Annotated in this window: 21 protein-coding genes, 1 pseudogene and 1 riboswitch; of the genes and pseudogenes, 3 read left to right on the plus strand and 19 right to left on the minus strand. The window is 64.4% G+C overall.

What is annotated here, in order from left to right; genetic code table 11:
• Window positions 1-99: 99 nt before the first annotated feature.
• The gene (locus K1X41_RS02200; RefSeq protein WP_220175218.1) at window positions 100-708 is read right to left on the minus strand and encodes a TetR/AcrR family transcriptional regulator; all 609 of its coding nucleotides are present in this window, start codon (window positions 706-708) and stop codon (window positions 100-102) included.
• 199 nt (window positions 709-907) lie between these two features.
• Entirely contained in the window at window positions 908-1,288 is a 381-nt protein-coding gene (locus tag K1X41_RS02205) for an ArsR/SmtB family transcription factor (RefSeq protein ID WP_132203601.1), read from the minus strand.
• A gap of 68 nt (window positions 1,289-1,356) precedes the next feature.
• Here K1X41_RS02205 and K1X41_RS02210 point away from each other — a divergent pair, with 68 nt between their 5' ends.
• The 3 genes and pseudogenes from K1X41_RS02210 (at window position 1,357) to K1X41_RS16215 (ending at window position 4,586) form a co-directional block, all read left to right on the plus strand.
• Window positions 1,357-3,174, plus strand: coding sequence for an ABC transporter permease (locus K1X41_RS02210; RefSeq protein WP_258566711.1), 1,818 nt, complete (start codon window positions 1,357-1,359; stop codon window positions 3,172-3,174).
• 173 nt (window positions 3,175-3,347) lie between these two features.
• Window positions 3,348-3,683: pseudogene (locus tag K1X41_RS16210) on the plus strand (ATP-binding cassette domain-containing protein); the annotation flags it as partial.
• A gap of 111 nt (window positions 3,684-3,794) precedes the next feature.
• Window positions 3,795-4,586, plus strand: a complete 792-nt coding sequence (locus K1X41_RS16215) for an AAA-associated domain-containing protein (RefSeq protein WP_463674516.1) — start codon at window positions 3,795-3,797, stop codon at window positions 4,584-4,586.
• An 87-nt stretch (window positions 4,587-4,673) separates the two neighbouring features.
• On the opposite strand, the gene K1X41_RS02220 is transcribed toward K1X41_RS16215, so the two are convergent.
• The 17 genes from K1X41_RS02220 to hutI all read right to left on the minus strand — a co-directional run bounded on the left by K1X41_RS02220 (window position 4,674) and on the right by hutI (window position 22,235).
• Window positions 4,674-5,525: a CorA family divalent cation transporter gene (locus tag K1X41_RS02220; RefSeq protein ID WP_220175220.1), complete on the minus strand. Its 852-nt coding sequence runs from the start codon at window positions 5,523-5,525 to the stop codon at window positions 4,674-4,676.
• Window positions 5,522-6,484: a CorA family divalent cation transporter gene (locus K1X41_RS02225; RefSeq protein ID WP_220175221.1), complete on the minus strand. Its 963-nt coding sequence runs from the start codon at window positions 6,482-6,484 to the stop codon at window positions 5,522-5,524. Before K1X41_RS02225 ends, K1X41_RS02220 begins: the two co-directional genes overlap by 4 nt.
• Window positions 6,485-6,552: 68 nt before the next feature.
• The gene (locus tag K1X41_RS02230) at window positions 6,553-6,786 is read right to left on the minus strand and encodes a hypothetical protein (RefSeq protein WP_133616750.1); all 234 of its coding nucleotides are present in this window, start codon (window positions 6,784-6,786) and stop codon (window positions 6,553-6,555) included.
• Window positions 6,787-6,836: 50 nt separating this feature from the next.
• Window positions 6,837-7,787, minus strand: coding sequence for a CorA family divalent cation transporter (locus K1X41_RS02235; RefSeq protein ID WP_220175222.1), 951 nt, complete (start codon window positions 7,785-7,787; stop codon window positions 6,837-6,839).
• Window positions 7,788-7,840: 53 nt separating this feature from the next.
• Window positions 7,841-8,164 (minus strand): hypothetical protein, encoded by a 324-nt coding sequence (locus K1X41_RS02240; protein ID WP_133616751.1) that lies wholly within the window; start codon window positions 8,162-8,164, stop codon window positions 7,841-7,843.
• Between the two features lie 47 nt (window positions 8,165-8,211).
• Window positions 8,212-8,377, minus strand: a riboswitch (M-box (ykoK) riboswitch).
• Window positions 8,378-8,701: 324 nt separating this feature from the next.
• Complete coding sequence (locus tag K1X41_RS02245; RefSeq protein WP_220175223.1) at window positions 8,702-9,781, minus strand: NAD(P)/FAD-dependent oxidoreductase; 1,080 nt, start codon at window positions 9,779-9,781, stop codon at window positions 8,702-8,704.
• Between the two features lie 51 nt (window positions 9,782-9,832).
• A complete protein-coding gene (locus tag K1X41_RS02250; protein WP_220175224.1) occupies window positions 9,833-10,285 on the minus strand; it encodes an Ig-like domain-containing protein in 453 nt (150 codons plus the stop codon).
• Entirely contained in the window at window positions 10,282-12,186 is a 1,905-nt protein-coding gene (locus tag K1X41_RS02255) for a hypothetical protein (protein ID WP_220175225.1), read from the minus strand. Before K1X41_RS02255 ends, K1X41_RS02250 begins: the two co-directional genes overlap by 4 nt.
• A 40-nt stretch (window positions 12,187-12,226) precedes the next feature.
• On the minus strand, window positions 12,227-13,714 hold the full coding sequence (locus K1X41_RS02260; RefSeq protein WP_220175226.1) for an RCC1 domain-containing protein: 1,488 nt from the start codon (window positions 13,712-13,714) through the stop codon (window positions 12,227-12,229).
• Complete coding sequence (locus tag K1X41_RS02265; protein ID WP_220175227.1) at window positions 13,704-14,396, minus strand: signal peptidase I; 693 nt, start codon at window positions 14,394-14,396, stop codon at window positions 13,704-13,706. The genes K1X41_RS02260 and K1X41_RS02265 overlap by 11 nt, the downstream gene beginning before the upstream one ends.
• Window positions 14,393-15,028, minus strand: a complete 636-nt coding sequence (locus K1X41_RS02270) for a hypothetical protein (protein ID WP_220175228.1) — start codon at window positions 15,026-15,028, stop codon at window positions 14,393-14,395. Before K1X41_RS02270 ends, K1X41_RS02265 begins: the two co-directional genes overlap by 4 nt.
• A gap of 110 nt (window positions 15,029-15,138) precedes the next feature.
• Window positions 15,139-15,750, minus strand: a complete 612-nt coding sequence (locus K1X41_RS02275; protein ID WP_220175229.1) for a hypothetical protein — start codon at window positions 15,748-15,750, stop codon at window positions 15,139-15,141.
• Window positions 15,751-15,853: 103 nt separating this feature from the next.
• Window positions 15,854-16,528, minus strand: coding sequence for a hypothetical protein (locus tag K1X41_RS02280; RefSeq protein ID WP_220175230.1), 675 nt, complete (start codon window positions 16,526-16,528; stop codon window positions 15,854-15,856).
• A gap of 177 nt (window positions 16,529-16,705) precedes the next feature.
• Window positions 16,706-18,007, minus strand: a complete 1,302-nt coding sequence (locus tag K1X41_RS02285) for an RICIN domain-containing protein (protein WP_220175231.1) — start codon at window positions 18,005-18,007, stop codon at window positions 16,706-16,708.
• Between the two features lie 672 nt (window positions 18,008-18,679).
• Window positions 18,680-19,417: an IclR family transcriptional regulator gene (locus K1X41_RS02290; protein ID WP_166644297.1), complete on the minus strand. Its 738-nt coding sequence runs from the start codon at window positions 19,415-19,417 to the stop codon at window positions 18,680-18,682.
• The gene (locus K1X41_RS02295) at window positions 19,411-20,847 is read right to left on the minus strand and encodes an aromatic amino acid lyase (RefSeq protein ID WP_220175232.1); all 1,437 of its coding nucleotides are present in this window, start codon (window positions 20,845-20,847) and stop codon (window positions 19,411-19,413) included. Before K1X41_RS02295 ends, K1X41_RS02290 begins: the two co-directional genes overlap by 7 nt.
• Entirely contained in the window at window positions 20,844-22,235 is a 1,392-nt protein-coding gene (hutI, locus tag K1X41_RS02300) for an imidazolonepropionase (protein ID WP_220175233.1), read from the minus strand. The genes K1X41_RS02295 and hutI overlap by 4 nt, the downstream gene beginning before the upstream one ends.
• Window positions 22,236-22,246 lie beyond the last annotated feature (11 nt).

The raw sequence follows: 22,246 nt of genomic DNA on the forward strand, positions 1-22,246 counted from the left end.
AGCCCACCCCGCGTCCGAACGTCACAAGCGGATCTCACCGGGGCGCTCGGCGCCGCACCTGACTCAGCCCGGGCCGTGCGACTCGGCACTCCAGCACTATCACTCTGACGAGACCGAGCGCCCACTGTTGTGCACCCCAGCGACTTCCGCGCGCAGGATTTCGAGCGCCCACTGCGAGTCGGCGCCCTCGGGCTGATGGAGCAGCTGGATCGCGAGTCCATCGATCAGCGCGTGCAGTCGGCGCCCGGCCAACATCAGGTCAGCGGTCTCGCGGCTCCGCCCAGAGACGAGTTCAACCATGCGGAGGGCGAGCCCGGCAAGCTGCGCCTGCGTTTCGTTCCGGATCGCGACCAGCTCGGGCACCGCGACAGCCTCGGCCATCAGCGCGAGGTTGATCTCCAGCTCAGCCCGTGAATCGGGTGAGAGCGGCAGCAGCTGGGCGATCACGTCGAGCACATACTCGTCGAGGTCATCGCGCAAGGGCGTGGCCTGGATCCGCTCGGTCGCGCGCCGCAGCATCAGCTCAGCCGAAAACTGCACGAGCTCTGACCGCGTGGGGAAAAGGTGCCTGAGCGAGCCAACCGCCACTCCGGCCTCCTCGGCCACAGTGCGCACGGATACTGCGGAGATCCCGCGGGTGAGGACCACGCGCCACACCGCCTCGGCAAGGTGAGCCTTGCGAGCATCGCGATCAAGGGGTGCAGCCATGTTCCCACCCTAGTTCCAGATCGCACGAGTGTACTCGGGCAGCTCTCACGAACCGCTCGAGATAGGCCCTCGCGCAACCCGCACGCCCGCTCGAAGCGCCTGGCGGCTCGATCGCCCACCGGGACACCCCACCTTCGCTGTCAGCTCGATCGCAGCCGGCATCGGCAAGCGAGTGACAGCTGTCAGCTGTCAGCCGCGCCTACTGGCGAATGGCGGCCGCAAACCGCGGCGCGCGGGGCGGACGGCGCGGATCGAGTTCACCGGCGAGTGTGCCGTCCGGCGCGATGTGACTGAACATTTGCTCGACCACGGCGAGGATATGGGGATCTTCGATCCGGTACAGCTGCCGCCTGCCATCGCGGCGCGAGGCGACCATACCGGCGGCCCGGAGCTTCGCGAGATGCTGGCTGGTGGCCGGCACACTCGCACCCGAGCGCTCGGCGAGCGTCGTGACGTCACACTCCTGCTCAGCGAGCAGCCAGACAATGTGCAGCCGGTTCGGCGTGGAAAGCATGTCGAAGGTGCCAGCCGCCGCTTCGAGCTGGGCGTCAGTAATCGTCGGGGCTGGGTGATCGTCCATCCTTCAATGATCTCGCATTCTGAAACTTGCGCAAGTCATTCTGTATTTTGGTTAGGCTTGCTGAGGTGATGCGCTCGCAAACCGCGCGCGCACCTCACCGCATGCACAAGCCAATGGACGCAGCCGAGGGGGTGACACCCGTGACCGTTTCGCCGATCGGCCCCTTCAGCGGATATGGGCCAGCCCTGCGCGCCCGCGATCAGCGTGTCGCCGATATCGCTGTGCTCGCCGGCGTCGCCGTGCTGTTCTGGCTACTCATCGTGCTCACCCGAGGCGCCGCGACTCCCGTCGGTCCGGAGCTCGCACCTGCCCAGGTCTCCACTGACCCGAGTCAGCTGCCCTACTATGCTGGCCGCTCACTCCTCCGGATGTTTCTCGCACTTGCCGCCGCCACACTCTTCGCATTCGTGGTCGCCACAGCAGCAGCCAGACTCCCCCGAGCCGGGCGCGTCATCATCCCAGCCCTCGACGTGCTGCAGTCCGTTCCCGTGCTCGGGTTCCTCTCGGTCACCATCGGGCTCTGGCTCACGCTGTTTCCCGGCACCTCGCTCGGGCGGGAGATCGCGGCGATCTTTGCGATCTTCACGAGCCAGGTGTGGAACATGACGTTCGCGTTTTACCAATCACTCATCACGCAACCACGGGATCTCGACGAGGCCTCGCGCATGCTGAGGCTCAGTCAGTGGCAACGCTTCTGGCAGCTCGATGCGCCGCACGGCGCGTTCCCGCTCGTGTGGAACGGCATGATGAGCTTCGGCGGCGGCTGGTTCTTCCTCATCGCATCAGAGGTGATCACGGTCCATCACCGCACATACGCTCTGCCGGGGCTCGGATCCTACGCGGCCGCGGCGGCTGCGCGCGCCGAACCGAGCCGGCTGCTGCTCGCCGCGATCGTCTTGATCGTCCTGGTCGTCGGGGTGAACTTCGTGTTCTGGCGGCCGCTCACCGCGTGGGCCGAGCGCTTCCGCGCGGGCGACACTGACACCGCCGAGCCACAGCGCAGTGTGGTGTTCGATCTCCTGCGGCGCTCCGCCGTTCCCGGACTTTTGGCGCGGCTGCTGCATCCGGTGTGGGAGGTGCTGGATCGCGCAACAAGGCGCCGCGGCTCTCGCAGGCACCCGCGGGCGCACCGCCGCCGTCACCGCGCCGCGGACATCACGATCACCACGCTCGTCACTGCTGTGCTCGCTTGGGGTGTGATCGCCATGCTGAGCTACATCTCGCGCGAAGCCGGCCTCGGCCAGTTCGCCACCGCCGCGGGGCTGGGCCTCGTCACCTTTGCGCGCGTCCTCGTACTGCTCGTACTTGGCACGGTTGTGTGGGTGCCGATCGGGGTCTGGATCGGCCTCAACCCGCGCGTGACTCGCGTGGCCCAGCCGATCGTGCAGGTACTCGCGAGCTTTCCCGCCAACTTCCTGTTCCCGTTCGCCGCAATCGTGCTGCTCTCCACTGGGATCAGTCTCAACTGGGGCGGGATCCTGCTGATGTCGCTCGGCGCGCAATGGTACATCCTGTTTAACGTGATCGCAGGAGCTGCCGCGATCCCGATCGACCTGCGCGAGGCAGCCCAGAGCATGCGGCTGACACGCGCCGAGACCTGGCGCAAACTGATCCTTCCGGCCGTCTTCGGTTCCTGGGTGACCGGCGCACTCACCGCGGCCGGTGGCGCGTGGAACGCCTCGATTGTCGCGGAGGTTGTGAGCTACGGCGGCGAAACCCTCACCGCCACCGGCCTCGGCGCGTACATCGCCGAGGCGACTCGCCACGGCGACTTCGGACAGGTGCTGGTCGGCGTACTCGTGATGAGCGTGTATGTCGTCGCACTCAACCGGTTGCTGTGGCGCCGACTCTACGCGCTCGCTGAGCAGCGTTTCTCATTCACCTAGGTCCCTGGAGTCCCCTCATGTCATTCGAGAAGCTTCCCCCGGCATCCAGTTCCGGGCAGGTCCCCACGGCGCCCGATGAGGACGCGCTGATCCTCGCAGATCACGTGTCGCTATCGTTCCCGGCCGCCGACGGCGGAGCCTATGACGTGCTCACCGAGGTCAGCCTCGCCCTGCGGCCCGGCGAGATCGTGGCCCTGCTCGGCAAATCCGGATCCGGAAAATCAACTCTGCTGCGGCTGCTCGCCGGGCTCATAGAGCCCAGTTCCGGATCAGTGCGCTACCGCGGTGAGCGCCTGAACGGGGCCAATCCCGGGGCAGCGATGGTGTTCCAATCGTTCGCGCTGATGCCGTGGCTCACAGTTCTCGACAACGTCGAGCTCGGGATCAGAGGCACCGGACTCCCCCGGGCCCAGCGACGCGCACTGGCTCTGGATGCGATCGATGCGATCGGACTGGACGGCTTCGAATCTGCGTATCCGCGCGAACTCTCGGGCGGCATGCGGCAGCGTGTCGGCTTCGCGCGCGCCTTCGTGCAGCACCCTGACGTCCTGCTTATGGACGAGCCATTCTCCGCACTCGACGTGCTCACCGCGGAGAATTTGCGCGGTGAGTTGATCTCGATGTGGGGCGCAGCTGACTTCCCCACACGCTCCATCTGCATCGTGACCCACAACATTGACGAGGCGGTGCAGCTCGCCGACCGCGTGCTCGTGCTGGGCGGGAGCCCCGCCAGGATCACCGCCGAGGTGCCAATCGTGCTCCCGCGCCCGCGGGACCGGCGCAGCCCCACGTTCGACGCCGCGGTCGATCACTTGTACGGGCTGCTCACGGGGCGTGAGGAGGGGGCCCGTGCACACCTGGTTCCCGGTCCGCTCACCCACCCGCTGCCAGAAGCTACGGTCGGCGGGCTGGCCGGCCTCGTACAGATCGTGGTCGCGCACGGCGGCCAGACAGACCTGCCGGATCTTGCTGATCAGCTGGCGTTTGACGTTGATGATCTGCTGCCGCTGGTCGACGCAGCACAGATGCTCGGGCTATTGGAAGTGGCTGGCGCCCAGGCGTTCCTCACCGAAACCGGTTGGGCGTGGCAGTCCGCTGATATGCAAGCGAGCAAGCGGCAGTTCGCGAAGCTAGCGGTGGCCGGCGCTCCGCTCGTGAGTACGATTGTCCGCGCACTCGAACACAGCAACGACGGCGCGCTGCGCGACGACTTCTTCCGTGATCTGCTGCGACGCGGTTTCACCGCGGATGACGCGCAACGCCAGCTTGAGCTCGCGATCGACTGGGGCCGCTACGGCGAGCTCTTCGATTACGATGCCAACGCCGGCGAGTTCGTGCTCGCCGAGGTGGCGTCGGGCCTCGCGGACTGGCTGGAGGGAGATCAGCCGGATCGCGGGTCCGATCCCAGCTAGGACTCGGTCCCGCGATCCGGCCGCAGGCGCGGTGCAACGGAACGCTCGGTAGCGCTCGGTAGCGCTCAGTGCTCAGGGGGCAAACACTCAGCGCAATTGCCCGGCGCGCTTCACCGTGTAGATCGGGATCACCGCAAGGCAAAAGACCCCGATGATCTGCACCCAAGCGGAGTACTCCCAGCTCAGCTCGGGCATGAACTCGAAGTTTTGCCCGTACCAGTTGATCAGCGTCGTCCCAGGAATCAGGATCGCCCACAGCACGGTAAATATCTTCACAATGTTGAGGTCACTGGTGGCGATCTGCTGTGCGGTGTCGCGCGCGTGGAATCGGTGCCGGTCGATACAGAACTCAACTCGATTCGAGAGCGCGTCGCCCTGCTGGATCAGCGCGTCGAGCTCCTCGCGTGGGACCGCACCTGTTTCGGCAGCCTCGCGCCGCATCAGTCTGGCAAGCTGCGTGAGCCGCCCAACCGAGTACGACACGTGCGAGAGCATGGCGTCGACGTCGGTGAGGATCTCACTCACGTGAGGGAGATCACTCAGTCCAATCCCGCGTGCAGGTCCCAGCTCCGCGGCGAGCCCGGCGACGGATCCTCGCACGAAGCGAAGATCAGCTTCGATGAGTCCGAGACTTTCCGCATTCGCACGGAAGCCGGCACGCACGATGGCGGTGCCCGCTCCGGCGGCGCCCCGATTCGCAGCGTCGTCCCACTGCAGTCGCGCCTCGACGTCCTGCAGCAACGGAACACCGACGCCCGGCTCAATCGTCATGATTTCTCCGGGCCGGATCACAACGGAGACGTCCCACACCCGCGCACCCTCGGGATCGGGCGTCACGAAGCGGAGCGGGAACGCATCCGGCGCGGTCACTTCGTCTGTACCCTCAGCTGCGGCACACACCCGCGTCCAGCTGCGCTGCGACACACTCCGGACACTCATCGCAGCCACCCTTTGCGCTTGATGTAGGCAAGCGGCACGAGCGCGAACACCGCAGTAGTGCCCATCACGAACCACTCACCCCACTCCAACGCGAGCTCCGGCATGTTCGCGAAGTTCTGGCCGTAGTATGCGGCGATCAGAGTTGGCGGCGTGAACACCGCTGTGACAACGGTGAACACCTTGATGATCTGATTCTGCTTCAGATCCAGCGTGGTCATGAGCGACTGTTGAATATTGCGCACTTTCGCGTGCTGGAACCGTGCGTGGCGCCGTCCTCCCTGGATATCGGAGAGCAGCGTGGAATACTCCTGCTGTGCATGGCCGCTCGCCCGGCGCACCCTGCGGGCGGCACGCTCCAGCATCAGCTGCCCCTGCACGGTGCGGGCGATGAGCTCTTCTGCACCGCCGAGTGACACCGCTGTCTGCGCGATATCTGCGACACCGACCTGCCTCCCCTCGAGTCTGTAGCCGCCGCTACTGTCCACTGCGTCGTCCGCGAGGCGATTGAGTACGTGGGAGATCCGATCGACGGTATCTTGCAGCGCGTCGTTCAGGCCTTCCAAGATGATCAGTAGCGCCTCGCGGCTCGTCGCCGTCTCTGGGAGCCTGCCGATACGAGACTGGGCGGCGGCGAGGGCCTCGATCGGGTGATCCGGTTCGACCGTGATGAGCAGATCGTCGGTGAGGGCAAGCAGTATCCGAGCTCCCATGAATACGGTGCCTCCGTCAGGAACGACGTGGTGCGGGAAATCTGGCAGAGGGAGATCGAGCGGCAGCACAACACACCCCTGCTCGTAAGTGGGGTGCCTGTTGTCCCGATCCAGATGCACCCCGTATGTGCCCTGGATGCTCGCCAGCATGGCCCGATCGGAGGCGCGCACGCGCAGCCAGCCGGTGCGCGGCAGTTCGGCCCCCGTCACGGGGTTCGGCTGCGCTGTCGCGGTGGTGTTCTCAGTCATTTCGACCGTCTTTCGTGAAGTGGTGGGACGAGTGCGAAGTGAGGCCCGCCCGTACGGTGTGGTGCCGGCTACCCAAGGGTGAGGCCGAAGATGTGGAGGCCGGCGAAACAGGCGATGATGCCTGCGTAGAGCACGACGACCGCCCAGATGATCTCGCGCTCGATTTTCGAGCTGCGCGGACGCGATGAGTCGTCTTGCGCCTGCTCCATGCCGGGGGTTTCAGCGCCGAGGCTGTTCAACTCGAGTCGTGAACTCCAAACATTGGGCGAGGTGCGGGTGGGCTGTAAGTTCTGCGGTGACATAGCGGGCTCCTGATGAGTGTCAGAGGGGTGATGGGTTTGGGTCAAGCGAGCTAGCGCAGCCACCCGCGCCAGCGGACGTAGAGCAGCGGGAGCATCGCAAAGATGAAGCTCAGCACGATGATCATGGGCTCCGCGTACTGCCAATTGAGGATCGGCATGAGCTCGAAGTTCATGCTGTAGTAGGTCGAGAGCAGCATCACCGGCAGGAATACCGCGGTGACGACCGAGAACACCTTGATGATCTGGTTTTGCTTCACGTTCAATGCGAGGTTGTTAGTCTGCTGGAGTAACCGCACGCGGTCGTGCACGAAATCGATGTGCGGCTCGATCGCCTCGATATCTTGGAGGAGCCGTTCGAGATCGGTGCGGTTCTCCCAGCCGCGGCCTCGGGTGAGCGTCCGGAGGTGGCGTCCGCCCTCGGCAAGCACAAGCTGACTCTCCATGCAGTAGGACAGGAGTTCTTCCATGTCGGCGAGCTCCTGCTGCGTTGCTGTGACGTCGCTCACGCCGAACTCGCGCGCCCGCTTCGTTTCGAGGCTGCGCAGGATCGAGCTGGTCTGCGTCATCATCCGCTCGGTGCTGCCGCTCAGGTTCGTGACCAGTTCGTCCGTCGTATCGGCGATACTCTCGAGGACGCACGCGGCGATCTCGATCGGGCTATCGCCCGCTCGCCCATCGCGCTCCATGCGGGCGAGCGCAAGGTCGAGGGGTGCGCAGCCGCTGAACGGCTCGATCGTGATGACGACGTCTTTCCCGACCACGAGCACAATGCTCGTCTCTCGGTACGATCCGGCGTCACGATCCACACATGAGACCGAGATGGTGACGAAGTCACCGCCGGAATTGAACGGGGTGGTTACTGCCTCGCGGAGGTCAGCGCCGTAGTCACCGCGCAGCCGTTCCAGCACTTCGAGGTCGCCGCCAAGGACGCGCTGCCAGCGCCCCTCACACAGCGAATCGACGTGGCCCTGTCGAGCGAATTGTGGTTCTGTGGTCTTCATCGTGTCTCTCGTTTCGCGCGGGTAGGAGGCCATCTCGTGGGGAGGCTCGTGCCCTACTCGTCGTCTTTGTAGAAGGTGCTGTGGGTTCCCGACGTCGAGGAGGTCTTCGTTTCGAGCCCGTAGTTGAGGGCGTGTAGCCCGGCGGTCACCCCGAGGGTGAGGGCGGCACTCAGCAGCACCATGCGGGTGGTGAACTTCTCGTAGCGGGTGACTCGGCGCTTCCTCACCGCTGACGTCGATCCTGCAAAAACGTGGCTGTGCCAGTGTTCTTCGGCAGGAGCTCCGCTACTCGGGCCGCGGCCGCGGACGCCGCGTTGCGCGACATTCGGCTGATGGACCTGCCAGAACAGGATGGGTTCGCGGAAGTCTCTGGGCATGGCTCAGCTTCCTCTCACGCCTCGTCGAGGCGGCTAGGGATAGTGGACAGGCGCTTCCATGTCAGAGCTTCGGCATTGCACGACGTAGCCAGATGGCAGCCACTTGGGATACCCCCTTAATCCGAGGGCACCTGTCCTGATCTTGAACATCTCTCGATGCCTGCAGATCAGTGGCCTGTGTTCGTGCAAGAGCCTCACCGAACGAAGCGCTTCCATCACCGTACCAACATTCAATCACTTGCGCAAACAAAAGAGTGCAGAGGTATGAAGTGAGCGCTCGCCATGCGCTCTGGAACTGGCTCCAGCTCCGGTCCCGTGTAGTACAGGTACCGGTGTGTGGGCGCCGGGCATCAGCCCGTGGCAGCGATCCGGAACGGCGCCTCGGTGCGTGGCCACATGCAGCATGAGATGGCACCGTGTGATGCTTTTCGCACCCACGACCGCTGCACCGAGCGATCGCAACCGTTCCAGTGCGCGCAGGCAGACCGGCCCAGCATCCGAGGTGTCGCGGAGCGAGCGAGGCCTAGAACGATCTGGTCAGGATACGTGTGCGCGGTCCGCTGCCCAATCGGCGACTCGGAGCGCAAGTGTTGCGGCGAGGGTGATTCCCGGATGGGCGGCGAGCACAAGGGCGCCAGGGTGGTCCGGCAGCGCCTCGCACACGAGTGCGCGGCCGGCCGGAATCGGGCGCCACCCGATCGTGAGGGCTTCTGGCTCCGGGGTCGCGGCAAGCCCGAACGCCTTGCGGACTGCGGTCAGCGATGCTCGTGCGCGCATCACGGTCGTTTCTTCCGGTTCCCCAGCCACCACATCTTCGGCTGCGACGAAACGGCCGGTGCCGTCCGGACGAATCTCAAACTGCGGCGTCGACACGACTGCGGTCACTTCGAGGTCTGGCGCAGTGAACGTGAAGCGCGCGGCCGGGCTCGAGTCAATCACTACACTCCCGCCCAGCTGGGCAGCGAGTTTCGGTATACCAACACCACACGCGAGCACGAGGCTGTCGCACTCGACCGCAGCCCCTGACTCCTCGAGCACACGGTAGCTGTTCAGCGGCAGCGGCGTGACATGCAGAACCCGTCCCGGGCGAAGCGTTGCACCCAGCACAACCGCCTGATCCAGCATCGCGCTCCGATACTGGGCGGCGTCGAGAATCGCTTCATCGGCGGCCCACGCGATGGCACTCGCGTGGCCCCGTAATCCGGGCAGAGTAAGAGAGCGCACCCCACTGGGCATCAGCTGCATCCCTGATCGGGATTGTGCGATGCGAGCGCGAGTCTCCTGGGCGGTCTCAGCCCAGCTCGCAGCGCCGCTCCAGCTCACCCATGGGGTTGGGACCAATCGCTCCAGCAGTGCTCTCGTATCAGCCAGAGCGCGCTCCAATTCGGGAATTGACCTGGCTGGTCCGGCTGCAGCGCTCCCCGCCCGCGTCACCCATCCGAAGGCTGCGTCACTCGCCGAGGGGGTCTCCGCCTGCTCGTCGATCACGGTGACACGGTGCCCACGGGCCGCAAGTTCGAACGCAGCAGCGGCTCCGAGGATCCCGGCACCGACCACCACGACAGAGTGGGCTCGGTCGTGGTGGTTCGGTGCTGCGGGATCGCGAAGCAGGTCCATGGTGGTTCTATTGTGCCGGGTGGGGCGCGGCTCTCGCGCTGCGGTGCTTCGTCAGCGAGTCAGATCTACCAATTGCAGGATTTCGCTTGGCTGATGGTTGTGGTCGCCTGCGTACGCAATGCGGCATTCGATCTGAGCCGAGCCCCACTCATCTCGCTCGTCAAAAGTGAAGGTGTACGTTCCGTTGGCAAGTTCTTGGGTGCCGAGCTCAACGGTGCCGCAACGCAACGCGACCGTTCCAGTTGGCACGGTGCCGTGTATGCCGTCGATCTTGCCACTCACAGTGATCTCGCGCACGTCCGCTACTGCGAACGCAATGTTCAGGTACGCTTCATCGGCTATGCGCGAGGTCGCTCCCGACGCAGACACACCGATCCAAGACAGCGTCCCCACGAGACCTACTGCGAGCACGCCCGCAATCGCTGCGCGACGCAGCGAGGTGGGTCGCTGTGAAGATGAACTCTCGCTCGTGCGACTTGGACGGGGGCTGTGGTGATCGGTCATTCGTTGTCCTCCTGTGCGCTCGCTGCTCGCCCCACGGTGGGTACGCTGACGGTAATCTCAGTTGGTGCTCGGTTCACAGTGTGCGTGCCCACCGCGTCTGCAAACTGGCCATTCTCGCTGGATTCGTAATGCATCGCCACCGGGTAGTCACCGGCGTCGCGTGCAATGCGGGGGGTCGTGAACTCGCCCCAGCGGTTCGCCAGATTGAAGGGGGTCTGAGATTGGACCCCTTCGAGTGTCATCGTCACTGTTCCCTCGGTTGACGCGCTGGGTACCAGGAGTCGGATTGTCCCGGTCTGCCCATACTCGATCGCCGGAGCCTCGACCTCAGCTGGCAACTCAACAATGTTTGGCGCCACAGTGCCGAACATGTAGGCGGAAGAAAGGTTCCACACGGGTTCCGACCCTCCAGCCGGATCCGGCATACTGCCGTAGTAGCCGTGGTTGGATACTGCGGCTCGAGATCCGCTCACGTACACGCCTCCGCCACCCCATTCGACCCCGAGGTATCCCTCAGCCTGCGGGTTCTTCGCACGCAGCACCTGCACCGGCTCGACCTCACGGCGGTTTGCCACGACCTCGGGCCCTGCGGGGGCAACGATCTGCCGTGTATCGAACACGTGCACTTCACCCTCAGCGACGTGCGGGACTCCGGCATCATCGAAGAGGTACGAGTAGCTACTCACGAGCAGCGCGTTGCCCTGCAAAGCAAAGCCTGAGCCAAAGTTTTGCGTGTGCCTTGGCGGGAGAAGCTTCGGGGCGATCTGCTCCCCCGTCACGAGACTGTAGGTGTACACGGCCCCACGGGTGGTCGTGCCATACACCATACTCTCGTTATTCACCCCCTGTTCTGGATCATCTTTCGAAGCGCCAAAATAGTTGTACTCCATTGGGCTGGCGACGAAGAGCCGGTCGCCGTCGATTTTCATGCGATACCCAAACGCGGGGATTGAACCGATCCTCCCGAAGTCTGTGCCATCTGCCCACGGCTGCGTCACCACACGGGGTGTGCCGAAGGGATCATTGCGGTCCCAGATGAAGAGGTTCTGGTCACTCGTCGTGACGCCGTCAATCGGGGTCCGTCGCAACGTCGTGGCCGCGACGATGTAGTCCTTGCTCATCGCAAAGCTGGATCCGATCCCGAGCATCCCGACGAACATGTGGTTGCCGTTTTCATCGCGCGGCACGATGGCTTGCATCACTCCGGTCGTGACGTCAACCATGAACATCGACCCAGACCCAGACCCACTCGCCCAGTCAGGTGCCTCCGCTCGTCGGGTGGAGCGGTTGTCACCCAGAATGAGCGTGTCGCCTTCCCAAGCGATGTGGTCGCCAAACGTGTCCGTAAACCCGTAGTAGGGCCCAATCTCAAGCCCTTCGGGGCGCGCGACCGCTCGGGAGAGTGCCCACTCGCCTGTAGCGTCAAGCTCGTAAATCAGCAGCGCCACCTTGCGCATCTCACCGTTGATCTCGAGCTCGCCTCCTTGCACGTTGGTGATCAGCATGCCCCGATCCATATTCAGCAACAGTTGATCGCCGAGTTCCATGCCCGCTTTCGGGGCGCGGACGTGTTTCTCCTCGATCACCTCGTTCGCGTCATTGAAGCGGATCACTTCGATGTCCCCGGTCGCGCCAGTGGGATCGTCGACCGTGTTCGCGCGGCGAGTGACGGCCATGTACTCCTGGTCCATGGCCAATCCGCGCGCAGTGCCCTTCACCGAGTCGTCCCGGAATTCATAGAGCTCGTGCACCTCTGGAAATACTGGATCTTCTGCGCGAGCGGGGCTGGCACCCGCGGGCCACACCAATGGAAGCACCACGAGGGCCGCCAGGGCGGCAACTGCGAAGCCCCGGAACACGCGGCGGCTGGGCGGCCGATTGACTGCGTAACTCGATGACACGTGTGAGATTCCTCTCCTCGCGGCTGACCGTCCAAGGCGCCTATTTGGGGGTTTTGCAGTTCCCGTTGAAGGTCTGATCCTGCGGCTTCTGTGGGATGAGCTGGTTGCACGCTTGGGTGAGCTTGTTGCCCAGCTGAGACGAGTTCTGTCCGGTCAACGCGTTGCTGGTACCTGTGTTGCTGCCCCAGGTGAACAGGTTGCCGTTTGCGTCGAGCGCGTAGCTTCCCGCGTACAGACCGAGCACGCCGATGATGTTGCCCGCGCCGGCGGGGAAGTTCGTGCGCACCGGGCCGCTGGGACCATTGCCACCCGTTGACTCCGAGTTCGTACCGTGCTCACCGTTCTCATTTGAACCGAAGGTCCAGATCTCGCCACCCTTGGTGAGCATCACCGTGTGCTCAAAGCCGGAACTCATCTGCGCGACCGCAGGGAGGCCTCCGCCCAGCTTGATCGGGCACGTCGAGATTCCGTCAGTAAACCCACATGTGGCAGTCGTACCGACGGCGTTGTGGCTATTCTTACCCCAGGAATACACGGCCCCCGAGGCATCGAGCGCGTGGCTCGTATAGTGGCCATAGCTCAGATCAACGATGTTGGAGAGCGTACTGACCATCTGTGGTGTTGACCGAGTCGCGAGCATGTCGGTCGTGTTTCCGAGACCACCCCAGGTGTTTTTGCCCCAGGTCCAGACCCGTCCGTTGCTGTCGATTGCCGAGCCTGTCTGGGCACCCAGGACCACGCGGGTGAACTTGTATCCGCTCTGCACCTTCGTCGGCAGGAACCGCGCTCCGCCGTTGTCGGCGAGCATATAGGTGTTGGTGTTGCGACTGTCAGTCGGTTTGCCCCAGGTCCAGAGGTCGCCATTGGAGTCGATTGCCGCGGCGACAAAGGAGTGGGAGGTCGCAGCGTTGTTCGGCATTCCGCCGAGACTGATGCTCTTGAATGTTGTGCTGCCGAGATTCGGCACCAACCCGGGCAGCCGAGAGCCGGTCGGGTTGACACCGAGCACGGCGTTGGCTCCGCCCCAGCTCCAGAGCCGCCCCTGCGCATCGAGGCCGAGGCCGTTCTGGCCGGCAATCGAGACCTCGACGATCCCTGCCTGATTCAGCGCGGCAACGGCGACCGGATTCGTCACCGGGTTCGATTGGTGCCCTTGTTCCCAAGCAGTGTTCATGCCGTAGCCGTACCACGTGCCACCTGCACGGTAGAGACCGAAACGATTCTCAAAGTTCGACACGGGCACTCCACCCCCAGTGGGTGCGGTGGTCGGAGGAGTCGTGGTGGGGGGCGTGGTGGTGGGGGGCGTGATGGGCGTCGTCGGCCCCGGAGTGAAGTCCCGCGAGTTCGGTCGCTCATAGTCTGAGGCGACAGGCCAGTTCACGTGCGCTTCATCCACAACTTCAGCGGCGGTCAGCGCTATGGGGAGCGCCGCCCCCAGGAGCACTGCTGCGCTCAGCGTCAGCCCCGCGACTGCACGGCCGGAAAGCGGTCGGCGCGGAAGTTGGAAACGGGGGGACTTACCGCTCACCACGGACTCCGTTCTTTCGGGCGCGACGCTCATCGCGATCCGCGAGCCGCTGTGTACGCTCGACGTCAGTCTCGCCAATCCGCTGAGGGTCGATCAGCACCAAGCAGACCACGCCACACAGAAAGAAGGCGAGGGTAGCGATTCCTGCCGGGCCCTGCATTGCGAGGGCGGCATACCCCGCGAGGGGAATCGTCCCGACGATCACGCGCGCCTCAGTGACGGTGTAAGGGTAGGGATCATCAACTTTGTTGGCATCTCCACGCAATGTGAGTGCACTTGTTCCTGCACGCTGCCCCTCAGCAATGTCGACGACCCGGTGCGTAATCAGCCCCTTGTCGTCGGGTCGCGCGACGGTGACGGCGTCGCCGACGCGCAGTTCACCGTGATCCCGCAGTTGCCCGAGAACAATCGAGCCAACTGGCATCCCGGGTTCCATTGATCCGGAGAGCACGACCGTCGGCTGGGTGTTCGTGAGAATCGCTGCGCCAAAGGCCAGCAGCACGACCGTACCAATCACCGATCCAATAGTCAGCAGCGTGTTACGCACGCCACGGTAAATCCGCCAGCCTCGGGTGAGCTCTTCTTGTGTGGACACCTGGTTTTGCTTCGCCTCACGCTCGCAAGCTTCTGCGTCGGGGGCCTGCGCACCGAAACGCTGTGGAGGGTCGAGGAGGTGCGTCATGATGCGTGATTCTTTCGTCGTGCCCGCGCGGTGAGCAGGATGCCTGCGGTGATGCCGCCGAGGGCGAGAACCGCCGCGATCGACAGCGCTGCGCCGGTCTCAGCAAGACGTTGGATGAGGTTCGGCGTGCTGGTGTGCGGCGGGGTGACGCCAGGCCTGTCAGGCTCGGTTGCGGTGAACTGCACCACAGCCCTCGCATCTTTCGCCTGGTACTCATTCTCAGCAGCAAGCGGGAGAGCAGCTTCCAGGATCACGGTGCTCGTTCCCCCAGCAGGGAGTTCACCAACGAACGCTCCCGAGCCGGCGGTCAGCTCGGAGGTTGAGAGCAGTTCGGCTCCGGAATCACCCAGCACTCGGAGTTCAACCGGGGTGGTTCCTTGGGTCGCCGGGCCACCGAGCTCGGGCACCGCTACGGACAGGGGAATCGAACGGCCGCTCACGTTCGAGACGCTCAGTTCAGTGAGCACGGACTCCCCTGGCGCAGGCATCTCAATGGAAACCTGTTGCAGGGGAAGATCAAGCGGGCCGCGATCGGAGACTTCCGAATCGACCATGGCAGCGACCGGCAAAACTGGGCCACCCAGGGTCCCGAGCGCCAGGGCGATGGCGATCAGAGGTGAGGCGATATTCATCTGGATCCTCCTGGATTTGAGGGCTCTGGCCCTGGACGGGATGCTCGCGAGAGCACGCACGCACGGGATACGAAGGTGGGGTGCTGAGCGCACATGACGCCGATCCCGTGCTAGCGCGGCGCGTTCACGCCGTCGAATTGGATGGACATCCCGCTGTGCGCAAATGTGTGCGGATCCGGAGCATCGGGATCAAGCGTGATGGTGACGGTCAAGAATCGCGTGCGCTCAGCCTCCAACGGCAGCGACCACGTGTGGATGAGGTCAGCGGCTGTGGCGCCTGGGACACGATCGAGCAAGAGATTGCCGTCTTCCTCAACGGTGAACAGGAGGTCTCGGAACAACTCGGCGACCTCACCTTCATCCCCGGGAATACCGGTCAGATCATCGGGATCAACGATGCGCATGGTCACCTTCGCGGGGTTGCGCGGACTCGCGTTCGCGACAGCGACGAAGAGTGTGCGGCTTTCGCCAGCGGCAAGCGTGCCAAGATCTTCATCGTGCACGGAAATCGGATCTCCGCTCATCTGCTGCACCGGCGTTGGCGTCCATGCCGGGTCGAACGATGCCTGTGCTCGGATATCGAGTGTGTTCCGAGTGCCGTCAAAGAGCGCCGAAGTCTGCACGGAAGAAGTGACCGCAGCGACAGTTACTGCGGCACCGACCGCTAACACGGCCCCCGCGCTGAGCAAGCTCCGTTTGAAGCCGGGGTGAGTGCGCGTCACGAGGTGATCCTTTCGCCAGTGCTGCGGAGTAGTGTGTGGGTGCTGAACAGAAGATTTCTGGGAGTGTGGGGCGGTCCGCAAAAACCGCCCCACACTGGGTCAGCTAGTTCGCGACCGTCGAATCGAACGCCACCTGGAGGTGTACGTTCATGCCGCGGATCGAAGCAGCAGGCGTGCCGTCCTCGATCTTCACGTTGATCTTGAGGTCGCCGCCCTCGCCCGGGTTCCAGCGGTTCCCTTCGAGGCCATTGGTGACCTCGCCGTTGAATGCGGCCCAGGTCTTCCAGTTCCCACCCGGGATCTGGAACCGGAGCGCGTTCAGGAGCGTGGCATTGGTCGTGCCGTTAGCGGTCTCCTTGCCCGGGGTCTCCTCGATCGCCCAGGTGATCTTTGATGGGCCGTGGGTGGTGGTTGAGTTCAACGCCTGACGGAACGGGATCGACATGTTGACCGCGTCACCCGGAACGAGGCTCTGCAGGCCATCAAAGTTGATGTACGCTGCAGCACCCTTGATATCCGACTCCTGCCAGTCCGTGTTGCTCGTCGCCTGTGCGAACGTTGCCTTCACCGGGTTGCCCTGGTTGTCGGTCTTGATCACCTGGATGTCGACCTCCTTGGCGGTCGAGAAGCCCTTGTCGCCGTTGCCGAAGTTGAGCCATGCGGCATCCTGGAACGCAGCGAAAGTCGCGGCCGAGGCAATCGTCAGGGCGATGGCACCGGTGACCATGGCCCGCTTGCGGCCCGAGGCGCGCTTCTTCGTGGGGGTGATTTCCGTCATGGGAATGAACCTTTCGGGTGTGTGATATAAATCCCGGGGATCCGGGGCTGTGGTTCCCGGGGATCCGGGTGGGTTCCCGAGAGTTCAGGAACCGGAGGTGGCCGATCTGGCTGAGCGGCCGTCGTTTCGCCGAAGCGGAAACGAAGTCTGTGGATGGGCGCGCGGCGCCATGCGCGGCTACTCGATCGAGCCGCTTGCTCTGGCGTGTAATTGCACAACAAGTTGAGTCCCGTGTAAGCCGTAGCCCGTAGCCCCGTTCGGCTTTTGCAGGGTCAGGACCGAGTTGCTCGGACCGCCCTGCACGCTGAGCACGGCGCCCGCATTGTTCACCGCGAGCAGCCCCGGCATGCGGTAGTTCTGAGAGAGCGAGGCGTTGCAGCCCCAGCTCACCAAAGCCTTCCCAACGGCATGCAAGCCGTCTTCCCAGGCCATACATTTTCCGGTGGCCACGTTCTTCAACGCGCCAGTCGCAGCCGTATATATCCAGCGCTGGTTGTCGCCACCGTGGCAGTCATAGGACAGGAGCTTGATGCCGTTCTCGCCGACCTTCGTGGGATCATCAACGCACATGCCGTTTCCGAGCCGCACGGTTCCGTCGCCCCAGTGCTGCCAGTCCTGAGTCGGGCCGACACCCGCGTACGCCGCGATCGGTTGCAGGGTGACACCGGAGTTACTGTTTCCGCCCTGAGCCACCAGGACATCGCCTGTGGCGTTCTTCGTACGCATGCCCGGTAGGTCGAATTGCTGCGAGAGAGCCCCATTACAAGCCCAGCTCACGACGGTCACTCCCGCCGCAAAACCGCCGGGGCCCCAGGCCAGGCATTTTCCAGAGGCAACGTTCTGGATCGCTTTCGTCGTGGCGTTATAGGTCCACTGTTGATTCGCGAAGCCGTGGCACTCATAACTCAGCACTTGTGACCCGTTGACGGCATTCTGTGTCACGTCGTCGAGACAGTTGCCATTGCCGAGTCGCAACGTTTTGTCCGCGAGGAGAGTCCAGTCTTGTACCGGGCTCTTTTCGCTCTGCGGGATCCACATTTTCACGGTCATGGGGAACTGTTCCATGGGCGCGATGGTGCGGTTGCCCTGGTAGGAGCGCATTGTCTGCATCTGCTCCCACGTTTGGTTCGACACCGCATAGGCTCCGTCAGGCGACGAGAGGTTGAAACGAAGTGCGTCGAGCAGCGCGGGGCTCGGAGTTGAACCCGGCTGTGCACGGAGCGCGAATTGGAAAGAGGCCAGATAGCGTCCCGAAGCATTGATGTATTTCACATCGAATTCGCACGCTGGTCCGCCCGGGCGCAACGGCTGCAGACACTGGCGTTCGGCGGTTTCTCCTGCAGCGGCCTCCGCTTGGCTCCACCGGCTCCCGTCTTGCAGGAATAGCCCATCAACGATCCTTGCGACCTGAATGTCGAACTGATCGGGGGCGAAAGAGGTGTTCAGCCAGGCTGCATCCTGCAGGGCTGCGTCCGACACGACAGATGAGGAGACTCCACTCGCTCCGACTGCCGCGGCCATGGCTATCGCGACGACTCCGCGAATGAGTCCCGTGGGGCGGACGCCCCGATTTCGAGGACCGCCCGCGCGCCGCTCACGGACGGCCGTGAGTACGCGACGTATCGGGAGGAAGCGAGGAAGCAAGATCATCATTTCTGTCGGAGCTGTGGATGTACTCCTCTATCTTGTGATTTTCCTGTGCCCCGCAAATGGGCTTCCCGGGTTTTCCAGTGACTCCGGAGTGCTTTGACGCCTGCCCGAGACCTTGCCTCCGTGGCACATCGGGGCGGGACCGTGGACGGGTCCCTATCGTCAGTGCGAGTGCCAACGCTTCAGATGCCCGTGCGTCAACCAGCCGATGCGTGGCCTGAGGTGGTCGCTGCCCACCCCGACGCCCCGCCGCACCAAGCTAGGCGGCGAAGTCAGCCGGGAATGCTGCGTTCACGCTCGCCGCGCGCTCCTCGGCAGGGCCGGGATTCGTCCGCGCGCCCGGGGTCTCCCAGCGCGCGGCTCAACGGCGCGCGCACGGAGCGGCAAACGCACGGAGCAGCGCGCGCAGCGGCAAGCGCGCCCGGAGAGGTGCACGGCTCGAGTCAGCGCAGGCCCAGCCTGATGCAGCCTCTGCCTCCCGGCATCAGGCACGCAGTGGCCCTATGCGATGCGCGTCGCGTCTCCCAGCTGCGCTTCGAGCCGCGCGGCAGCCTCCACCACGATCCTGCCGCACTCTGCCTCGCTCGCCCCCGAGAGCCGAAACGACGGACCCACAATGCTCAGTGCGCCAACGATTTCACCGCTTGCGTCGCGCACAGGCGCAGCAATCACCGTCGCATCTTTCGTGATGACCGCTTGCAGGGCAGAGTACTCCCCCGCTGGCACCTCACCCCGCAGGGCGAGGCCCACGGCAGAGCCCTCCATCGGCACGAATCGCCCTGCCCAGCCGGAGAGTCCGACGTGTCGAATGGGTTGGTCACTCTGCACCTCACGGAGGTACAGGTAGCTCTGCGCTGGCCCTGGCACGCTGAGGTAGCTTGACTCCCCTGTCAGCTGCATCAGTTCAGTGAGCACCGGCACCGAGAGATCGACCAGACTGGGCGGGAGGACCGGCTGCGAAGCCAGCCGCGTATTGGCGAATCGCGCACCCATTTCGTACTGGCCCTCATCATCTTTGGCCACGAAACCCCACTCCTCGAGCGCCCGCAAGAGGCGCAAGACAGTACTCGCGGGCAGTGCCACGTTGCGCGCGAGCACACTGAGCGTTTGCGGACCGTGCTCAACCACGTGTGTCAGCACACGTAAGGCGCGGTGCACTGAGCGGGGGCCATTGGCGCTCTCCGCCTGAGACGTGTCGGCCGACGGCAGAATGAGGTTGTCGAGTTCTGAACTCACCACGGTTGTTTTCCTCCCTGCACGAGAGCCGTGTCGCCACTGGTGGCGATGGCGGCCAGCGCGCGCGTGGCCTCGGCTAAATCCCATGTTAGGTCACGATCACTCAAGTCGGGGTCGGGCGTGTACGTCTGCGTCAGGTGGCGTGCGGCTGAGCTTGTCAGCTCGCCGCGGCTGATCCAGAGTCGCGCCTGCGCGAGCAGCAACGCCGCCTGGATGGTGGCAAATGCCCGATCCACACGTCCCAGCTCGCGCACCAGCATGGGGGTGAACGGGGCATGTTCTTCCACGCCGCGGGAGATGTGGATCCCATGAGATGCTGCTGTGCCGCAAGCCGCGCGGATCTCTGCGAGCGCTGATGCTGCCGCGTACTCAAGCATCATCGCACCGGTCGCGTCGGGCGTGCCATCGGTCAGGAAGTCGGGGGCCCCAGTGACGCTCCCGTCAAGCAGCATCGTGAGCCGGTTCACCATCAGCGCGGCTTCATTCGAGATCGCCCCCAGGAGCTGCTGCACTGACAGCGCCAGCGCGATCGTGTAGAAGTTGCCCACGTGCACGACATCTCGACCGGGTACGTCGATGAGCGGGTTCTCATGTGCGCCGTTGATCCCGCGCAGCGTCTCCTCAGAGACGTTCCGCCAGGCGGCGATCACGGCCCCGAGGGATTGCGGAATGAGACGCAGCGCGAATGGATCCTGGATCCGAGCGGGCGCCACCCCCGAGGGCCGCTGCACTCGATTTCGAATCGCGGCAGCGACATCTTGGACCGCCTGCGCCTGCCTGGCGAGCGCCGACGCGGAGAGATGCTCCAGATTGCCACCGAGAGCGTGGATGTGCGCGGCGTTAATGTGCACGCTCGCGAGCAGCGTGCGCTCGATACTCCGCAGCGTCAGCGCGGCGTCCGCGAGAGTCAGGGCACTGCTGCTCATCACCGGCAGTCCATCACTTGGGGCCGGCTGCATCGCCCCCGAATCGTGAAGGTGCAGAGCCGCGGTCGCAAGTGGGGCAAGGTCTCCAGTGCCGATCGACGATCCGTGCCAGACAATCGGGAGCGAAGCCGCTGGCGCACTCACCGCATCAGCAAATGCACGGGCGACGGGAAGGCTTACTCCGGATCCTCCCCGCGACACCTGGACCGCACGCACCGCGAGCATGCCGCGTGTACGATCCTCCCCCGCCTGCTCGCCGGAACCGAGCGCGTGGCTGCGCCAAAGCCGCAGGCAGGAGTCCACGTCACGCTGCACAGCGACACTTCGCTTTGCGCCGACGCCAGTTGACAGGCCATACACCGGGCGTTCGATTGCCAGCGAGCACAGGAGTTCGTGCGCCGCGGCGACGCGCCCCTCAGCAGCCGGATCGAGCGAGAGAGTTTCGCCTCCGGTTGCCACTGCTTCGATTTCTGCGAGGCTCAGCCCCGCTGCACCGATCGTAATCACGAGACCGCCCCGACCTCTGCTGCGACGCGAGTTCGCACTCGACCGCGCTCCGCGACCAGCTCCCCATCGCGATAGACCTGGTGCACCAGATTGGAGCCGATTCGGTGCACCACAGCGCCGTGGCTCGGCACGTCCCACAGCACAAAGTCCGCTCGCTTGCCAACGCCGAGGCTCCCGATCTCAGCAGCCAGGCCGAGTGCCGCGGCAGCGTTGATCGTGGCCATCTGCCAGACCTGGGCATAGGACCACCGGTACAGACGTGCAGCAAGTTGGAGCACGATCTGCATGGATGAGCAGGGAGAGGTGCCCGGGTTGTAGTCGGTCGAGAGGGCGAGTGCGGCGCCAGAATCACGCACCCGTTGCGCCCACGCAGCAAGGTCTTTGGCGGGTCGCCCGCCGGGTTGGAGCGAACTGGTCATATCGAGCAGGTGTGCATTGGCGGTGGGGAAAACCACGCCAACAGAGCCGCTGGCCGCGAGTGCGGACAGCCCCGCATCGCTGACCTCGTCGAGGTGATCGACGGAGAGCGCGCCGAACTCCACCGCGAGTGCGGTCCCGCCGGCATCACCGGTTTGGTCCGCATGGAAGCGGAGCGCCAGTCCGAGTGCACGGGCGGCTTCGGCGATCCTCCGACTTTCAGACGCTGTAAATGAGATCGGATCGCACGCGATATCGATCGAGTCGACGTCAGCCGCGATCTCCGGGAGCGTCGCGATCACCTCGTCGACATAGCCGGCGCGATCGGTGCGGAACTCGTCTGGCACCATGTGGGCACCGAGATACGATGAGACGATGCGAACGGGGTGGCCCAGTTCGCTGGCCAAGCGCACGAGCCGCACCTCTTCCGCTCGCGCAAGGCCGTAGCCACTCTTGACCTCGACAGTGGTGGTGCCATTCACCAGCAGATCGTCCAGCACCGCCCGCCCGCCAGCCAGGAGCGCGCCGTCACTCGCCTCGCGCGTACCGGTAATCGTGGAGAGAATCCCGCCACCGATGCCGAGTGACGGCGCTTCGAGCACTTTCCCTTCCCAGTCTTCGTGTCGCGTGCCTCCATGCAGCAGATGGGTGTGCGGATCCACGAATCCGGGGCTCACAAGCCGTCCGCTCGCGTCTTCGACCCGTGACGCGGTGTACGTCGCACTGAGCTCCGCAGTCGTGCCGACCGCGACAATGCGGCCGTCCACGACCGCGAGCGCACCGTCCGGGATGAGCTCGAGCGTGTCGAGCTGCGTGGCGCGGGCTGGCAGGGAGTCAGGAGTGCGGGCCGTCAGGAGTTCTGCGGCGTGGATGACGAGGAGGTCGACGTTGATCTTCACGGTGGCCCTTTCCGCACCAGGCGGCGCGATTTGCGGCTGGCTCTTGACAGCCGGGTCGAGATTCTGTTTCATGTAGTGAATAC

Origin of the sequence: Leucobacter luti (genome assembly GCF_019464495.1) — a bacterium.
In the GTDB taxonomy this organism is placed as follows: Bacteria; Actinomycetota; Actinomycetes; order Actinomycetales; family Microbacteriaceae; genus Leucobacter; species Leucobacter luti_A.